This window comes from Bacillus sp. JJ1532 (genome assembly GCF_036965085.1).
In the GTDB taxonomy this organism is placed as follows: Bacteria; Bacillota; Bacilli; order Bacillales; family Cytobacillaceae; genus Cytobacillus.
This window is the reverse complement of sequence record NZ_JBALOW010000119.1, coordinates 1-5,395: the sequence shown is the minus strand read 5'-3', so window position 1 is coordinate 5,395 and position 5,395 is coordinate 1. Positions and strand designations below refer to the sequence as shown.

Sequence of the window (5,395 nt, the reverse complement as noted above, 5' to 3'; positions counted from 1 at the left end):
TGCCACAGGACGTGGCGTTCTTAGTCTGTGTTCCTATAATCGGGCCTTTACGAGCTGTTGATCCCCACTAAGAAATTTTTGTTTTACTCAACTTTTTGAAGTGGGGGTCTTACAGCCCGTTAATCTGCGATAACAGTGAAAGTTGTCGTGACTTCCACCTTTTTCTCTTATTTTTTCAGTGGAAAATGGATCGTAAAAATGGTGCCTTCGTTTTCAATACTTTCTATTTCATATTCGCCTTTCAATCGTTTAATTATATCAAAGGAAATCATTAATCCAAGTCCGGTTCCCTTTGTTTTAGTAGAATAATAAGGCTGTCCGAGCTGTTCTAATTGAATGGTCGAAAAACCAACGCCATTATCCTTTATTTCAATGAACGCAATGTCATTTTGCTGATAAACGTTTATATCTATATTTCCTCCATCAGGCATAGCCTCAATTCCGTTTTTAATAAGATTAATGAACAATTGTTTACATTCATTCACATTTCCCGCAATATACAAACTTTCTTCTAACTGAATGTTCATTTTTACATTGGACATAACAGCATATGGTTTCATGAAGTCAGAAATATCTAACATTATATTCGATAAAGGGATCGTCTCTGTAAATTCGCTTATAGGTCGTGCAAGAGACAGAAAATCATTGATAATTTGGTTAGTCCTATCTAATTCCTCTAAGGACAGGGAAATAAACATCCCTTGATTAGAAGTAATATTTTGTTCATTTTTCATTAGCTGCAAGAAACCGCGAATCGTTGTCATAGGATTTCTGATTTCATGGGCAATGGATGCAGCAAGCTGGCTAATAGCATTTAACTTATCTGCTTTTTTCAACTGTTCCATCATTAAAAGTTGAAGCTTATTCATTTCGATTAAATAAATGATTGTAGATAGTGTAATAATGGAAACGATAGAAAACGAAATGAGGTGAAGAAAATCTCCCATTGCTCCAGTTTGCATCAAATATATCGTACGTGTTATAAAAATGAATAAATAAAAAATGATTCCAGTTAATAGCTTGAAAAGTAATTTTTTTCTTATGTAATGTTTATAAACAATAAAAAATAAGATCGTCATAAAGAAATAATTGATTAGGTTCGTTAGGAATTTTGTCATATCGCTAAATAAGGTTAATCCAAGCAGGATGCCAATTGCCATGAGGCCAGTTCTTGGCCCGATATAAAAGAAGGCTATAAAAATTGGGATGAATTTTAAATCAAACTCTAGTCCATCCGTAATTCGCACCGGAAAAAGCGATGATATTAAAAGTGAAAGACAAATAGTAAGAAAAAAGATAAAATTAATTTTATTATTCCTGCATTGACGCGAAAAAATGATATTCACGAGTGGGATAATCATCATGATAAAAAAATGAAAAAGAAGCTCTGCAATAAAATCCTTCAAAAGAACCATTCCTCTAGCCTTAGTTTTGTGTTTATCTTTAAATTAAACGAATGGCACAGTTAATCCTTTAATTATCAAATTTTTTGCCATAATAATTTTTCTTCATAAAGCATCAATATTCGACAAATCCTTATCTATATGATAAATATCTTTGAAAGAAATTGTTAATAATAAAAAAAAACCGACTCATTTAGAGTCGGCAAATTAGACAATAGCCATATCTTTTAATTGCTCGCCATTTACAATATCCTGAACCTCAGTACCTTCTAAAGTTTCTTTTTTCATAAGGGCTAGAACTAAAACTTCGAATTGTGGACTATTATTTTTGATGAGTTGTTCAGATTTTTCTAATGCTTTTTGGAAAAGCTCCTGCATTTTTACTTCTTTTTCCACTTTATTAAAAGTAAGGGTAAACCCATTTTCAAGCAAGCCAGTGTCAACCATTTGTTCGATGACCTTCTTCGCTTGCTGAACATCACCACTTACACCAATGCTGTGTTCTCCAAGGTAAATCCGTTCCGCAACACCACCTGCGAGGATCATAGCAACTTGGTCTAGCATGTCGCTCGTTGTTGATAAATGCATCTCTTTTGGAATTGGCGCTACATAACCAAGCGCTTGCCCGCGGGGAATGATAGTTGCTTTACGAACCGAACCTGGTTTTGTAATAGCAGCAACAAGGGCGTGACCTGCTTCATGAATAGCCACACGATTTTTTGTATCCTGATCTTGTAAAGATCTAGTTGAACTTCCTAGAATGGTTCGATCTAGGGCAAAATCCAAGTCTTCTTTAGCTATTACTTCCTGACCATTTCTAACAGCCCGTCTGCTCGCTGTTTCAAAGAGAGAATGAAGGTCCGCACCTGAAAACCCAGAAGTGCTCTCTGCAAGCTCATCGAGTGAGTTTATGACATCATCAGCTAACACACGATTTTTCGTATGAATGTCAATAATCTCTTTTCTTCCTTTTGTATCTGGAAGTGGAACATGAAAAGAGAAATCAATTCGTCCAGGACGTAGGAATGCATCATCGAGCATATCCTTACGGTTTGTTGCGGCGATGAAAAGAATTCCATCATTCGAATGACCGCCATCTAATTGAACAAGAAGCTCAGTCAATGTTTTTTCGCTTTCCTCTCCGCCATGCTGTTTTCTTTTTCCTGCAAGTGCATCTACTTCATCGACAAAAATGACGGCTGGCTTCTGCTTTCTAGCATTTTGAAACAATGTACGGACACGTGATGCACCAACACCAACAAACATTTCATTAAAGGCTGAACCGCTAGTAGAGAAGAAGGTCGCTCCAATCTCTTTGGCAATAGCTTGTGCCAGTAGGGTTTTACCTGTGCCTGGTGGTCCATATAATAAAATCCCTTTCGGCGGTTTTACGCCCATTTTTAATGAACGGTCTGGATCTTTGAGAGTGGAAAGTGTTTGCATAATCTCCTCTTTCATTTCACCTTGAATACCGCCAACATCAGCAAGAGAAATAGAAGGGAGGGGCCTTGCTTTAGATACGCTTTCCTTCATGGTGTTTGCAGCACCTAGTCCGCCTTTACCAGATTTATATAAATAAACGCCAAGCCCTACAAGTAAAATCATTAGTCCGCCAAGAATCCAAGGTGTAAAAGGACTGCTTGAAGAAAATGTATATTGAACATTATAGTTTTCTACTAATTTATCGATTATCTGACTATTCGGAGGTACATGGGACTTATATTCACCATCACTCGTCACAATCGTCAGCTTTCCATCTTTATGCTCGTTTATTGTAACTAATTCTCCATTTTGTGAGGCTATTAACTTCTCAACAGAGGAAAAGGGGATGGCTACTTCTTTATTTCCAGCTTGAACAGCCCATATAACTGCTGCCACAATTATCAAGAAACCAACAATAATCGGTACCATCGTTGAAGCTTTTTTAAATTGTAATTTCAACTTTTTCCCTCCTTACTGTTACCTTATTATTATAAGGAGCATAGTAAAGAAGGACTAGTGCCATTTTAATGTAAAAAGATGAAAAAAATGGTTAACACATGTTTTCAAGACTACTATGTTAGGGATTTAGCCAAAATAGGGCGAACATTATTATTGAAGGTTTCTATGTGATGGTTTTAATGTGTAATATTGAAAAGCGCTAACAAATCTATGCAATATTTTGCTCTTTTTTATTAGAATAAAGATATAAACCATTATTAAGCTAATGATCCTTCACAAATGTTGGAAACTATACTATACTGATGTTGGAATCATAATTACATAAACGTAACCACAAGGGGAGCTTTTCGCTGAGAGTGAACAGGAGACTGTTCTGACCCTTCGAACCTGTTAGATAATTCTAGCGCAGGAATGTGGCATGAATAGAAGGTTTTTTCTGTTGTTTTCTATTCTCCCCTTGAGGTAACGGAGTACAAAAAAAGGGGAGATTTTTTTATGAAAAAATTGGGTTTACTCGCATTAATCGAAGGCTCATTTTTTGCAGCTTTTGCCATTGTTTTAGATTTACTGCCTTCGATTAAACCAATACCATCTGTTTCTATTTCAATCGCAATGGTTCCCATTTTTATTATTGCATTCCGCTGGGGGTTAAAAGTCAGCTTGCTTTCCGGTTTGCTCTGGGGAGTCTTGCAAATAGCAATGGGGGATGCATGGATCGCCACTCCAACTCAAGCCTTTATTGAGTATTTTATTGCCTTTGCTTGTATTGGATTTGCTGGCCTGTTCTATAATTTTATTCAAAAAGAGATCAGATTCGGTTCGAAAAAGAAAGCAATTGGCTGGATGATAGCTGCTATCTTTGCTGGCAGCCTGGCACGTTATTTCTGGCACTTCATTGCAGGCGTTATTTTCTTTGGAGAATATGCGCCAGAGGGCATGTCGCCATTCCTCTTCTCGTTTGCAGCAAATGGAGCTACCATGATTGGAGCGTGGCTATTATGCTCAATCGCCGTTGTCCTTTTAGTATCAACTGCGCCTCGATTGATTATTAGAAAAGACAATACGCTGCTCATCACACATAAAAAAGTTTCTTAAATATTTTCTCAAATACGCTTCTGGCAAATCAGAGGCGTATTTTTTTGCATTTGCTTTGGCGGAAATGACTAGATCCTGATATGACATCAGCATTATTAATAATCACTTCCAAAATGAATCTCATAGTATATAAGGAAAAAAACTAAGGAGGTATTCGTTTGTATCCTTATTACGATTACAAAAATATGTACAGACAAACAGATAAATTGCTCAGGGATTTAACTAAAGCCATTAATGGAGAATATAGTGCTGTCCAATGCTATCAGAAAATAGCTAATTTGGCGACAACCGAAATAGAAAGGAAGCAAATCCTTGAAATTCGAGAAGATGAAATTAGACATTTACAGCAATTTACACAACTATATGTAAATCTGACAGGCAGGCAGCCACAACCTCAAATCGTGGAACAATGCCCAAACACTTACAAAGAAGGGATTGAGTTTGCCTTTGTAGATGAACAGGAAACGGTAGACTTCTATCTAGGTGTGTCTGATGAGATAACAGATGTAAATATTAAAAATGCATTCAAACGAGCCGCTTCAGATGAACAAAATCATGCCGTCTGGTTTTTATATTTTTTAAACAAGCGAAAATAGTTACAGGCAAAAACAAAAGAAATCGTCAGAAAAGATCGATTTCTTTTGTTTTTATTAATGTCTTTTTCTTATTTTTTAATAATTGGTTCTAGTTGTCTTGCGATTTCACTTAGTAAATCATGTAAGGTCAAGTGATTTTCATTCTGTCCTTTTTTTAGGGCTGACTGTAAAACCTTTGCAAACTCATACGAATTTACTTCAGGCCTCATATGTGAACACCTTCTATTGATCATTTGATGAAGAACTAAGCAGTGAATTTACTTTACAGTATATTAATGATTATTTTTATTTGTGACTTGAATAAAGTCTATTTTATAACATTTTAATAAGTAGGTTTCATCCAGTCTTTTTCGGGTAAAT

Annotated in this window: 5 protein-coding genes and 1 riboswitch; of the genes, 2 read left to right on the top strand and 3 right to left on the bottom strand. The window is 36.0% G+C overall.

What is annotated here, in order from left to right; translation table 11 throughout:
* Window positions 1-167: 167 nt before the first annotated feature.
* Both V7122_RS24360 and V7122_RS24355 read right to left on the bottom strand, forming a co-directional pair.
* Complete coding sequence (locus V7122_RS24360) at window positions 168-1,406, bottom strand: HAMP domain-containing sensor histidine kinase (protein ID WP_335348514.1); 1,239 nt, start codon at window positions 1,404-1,406, stop codon at window positions 168-170.
* 204 nt (window positions 1,407-1,610) lie between these two features.
* Entirely contained in the window at window positions 1,611-3,344 is a 1,734-nt protein-coding gene (locus V7122_RS24355; RefSeq protein WP_335355576.1) for an AAA family ATPase, read from the bottom strand.
* Window positions 3,345-3,670: 326 nt separating this feature from the next.
* A riboswitch (TPP riboswitch) is annotated at window positions 3,671-3,773 on the top strand.
* Between the two features lie 66 nt (window positions 3,774-3,839).
* Between V7122_RS24355 and thiT the strand changes: the two genes are divergently transcribed.
* Window positions 3,840-4,439: an energy-coupled thiamine transporter ThiT gene (gene thiT, locus V7122_RS24350; protein ID WP_335346694.1), complete on the top strand. Its 600-nt coding sequence runs from the start codon at window positions 3,840-3,842 to the stop codon at window positions 4,437-4,439.
* A gap of 185 nt (window positions 4,440-4,624) precedes the next feature.
* The gene (locus V7122_RS24345) at window positions 4,625-5,035 is read left to right on the top strand and encodes a ferritin-like domain-containing protein (protein WP_335346697.1); all 411 of its coding nucleotides are present in this window, start codon (window positions 4,625-4,627) and stop codon (window positions 5,033-5,035) included.
* A 68-nt stretch (window positions 5,036-5,103) separates the two neighbouring features.
* Here V7122_RS24345 and V7122_RS24340 read toward each other — a convergent pair whose 3' ends face one another.
* Window positions 5,104-5,244 (bottom strand): hypothetical protein, encoded by a 141-nt coding sequence (locus V7122_RS24340; protein WP_335346695.1) that lies wholly within the window; start codon window positions 5,242-5,244, stop codon window positions 5,104-5,106.
* Window positions 5,245-5,395: the final 151 nt, after the last annotated feature.

Excerpts from the sequence above, each read along its gene's own strand:
- thiT (WP_335346694.1), top strand. The coding sequence starts at position 3,840 with ATGAAAAAATTGGGTTTACTCGCATTAATCGAAGGCTCATTTTTTGCA.
- V7122_RS24345 (WP_335346697.1), top strand. The coding sequence starts at position 4,625 with ATGTACAGACAAACAGATAAATTGCTCAGGGATTTAACTAAAGCCATT.
- V7122_RS24340 (WP_335346695.1), bottom strand. The coding sequence starts at position 5,244 with ATGAGGCCTGAAGTAAATTCGTATGAGTTTGCAAAGGTTTTACAGTCA.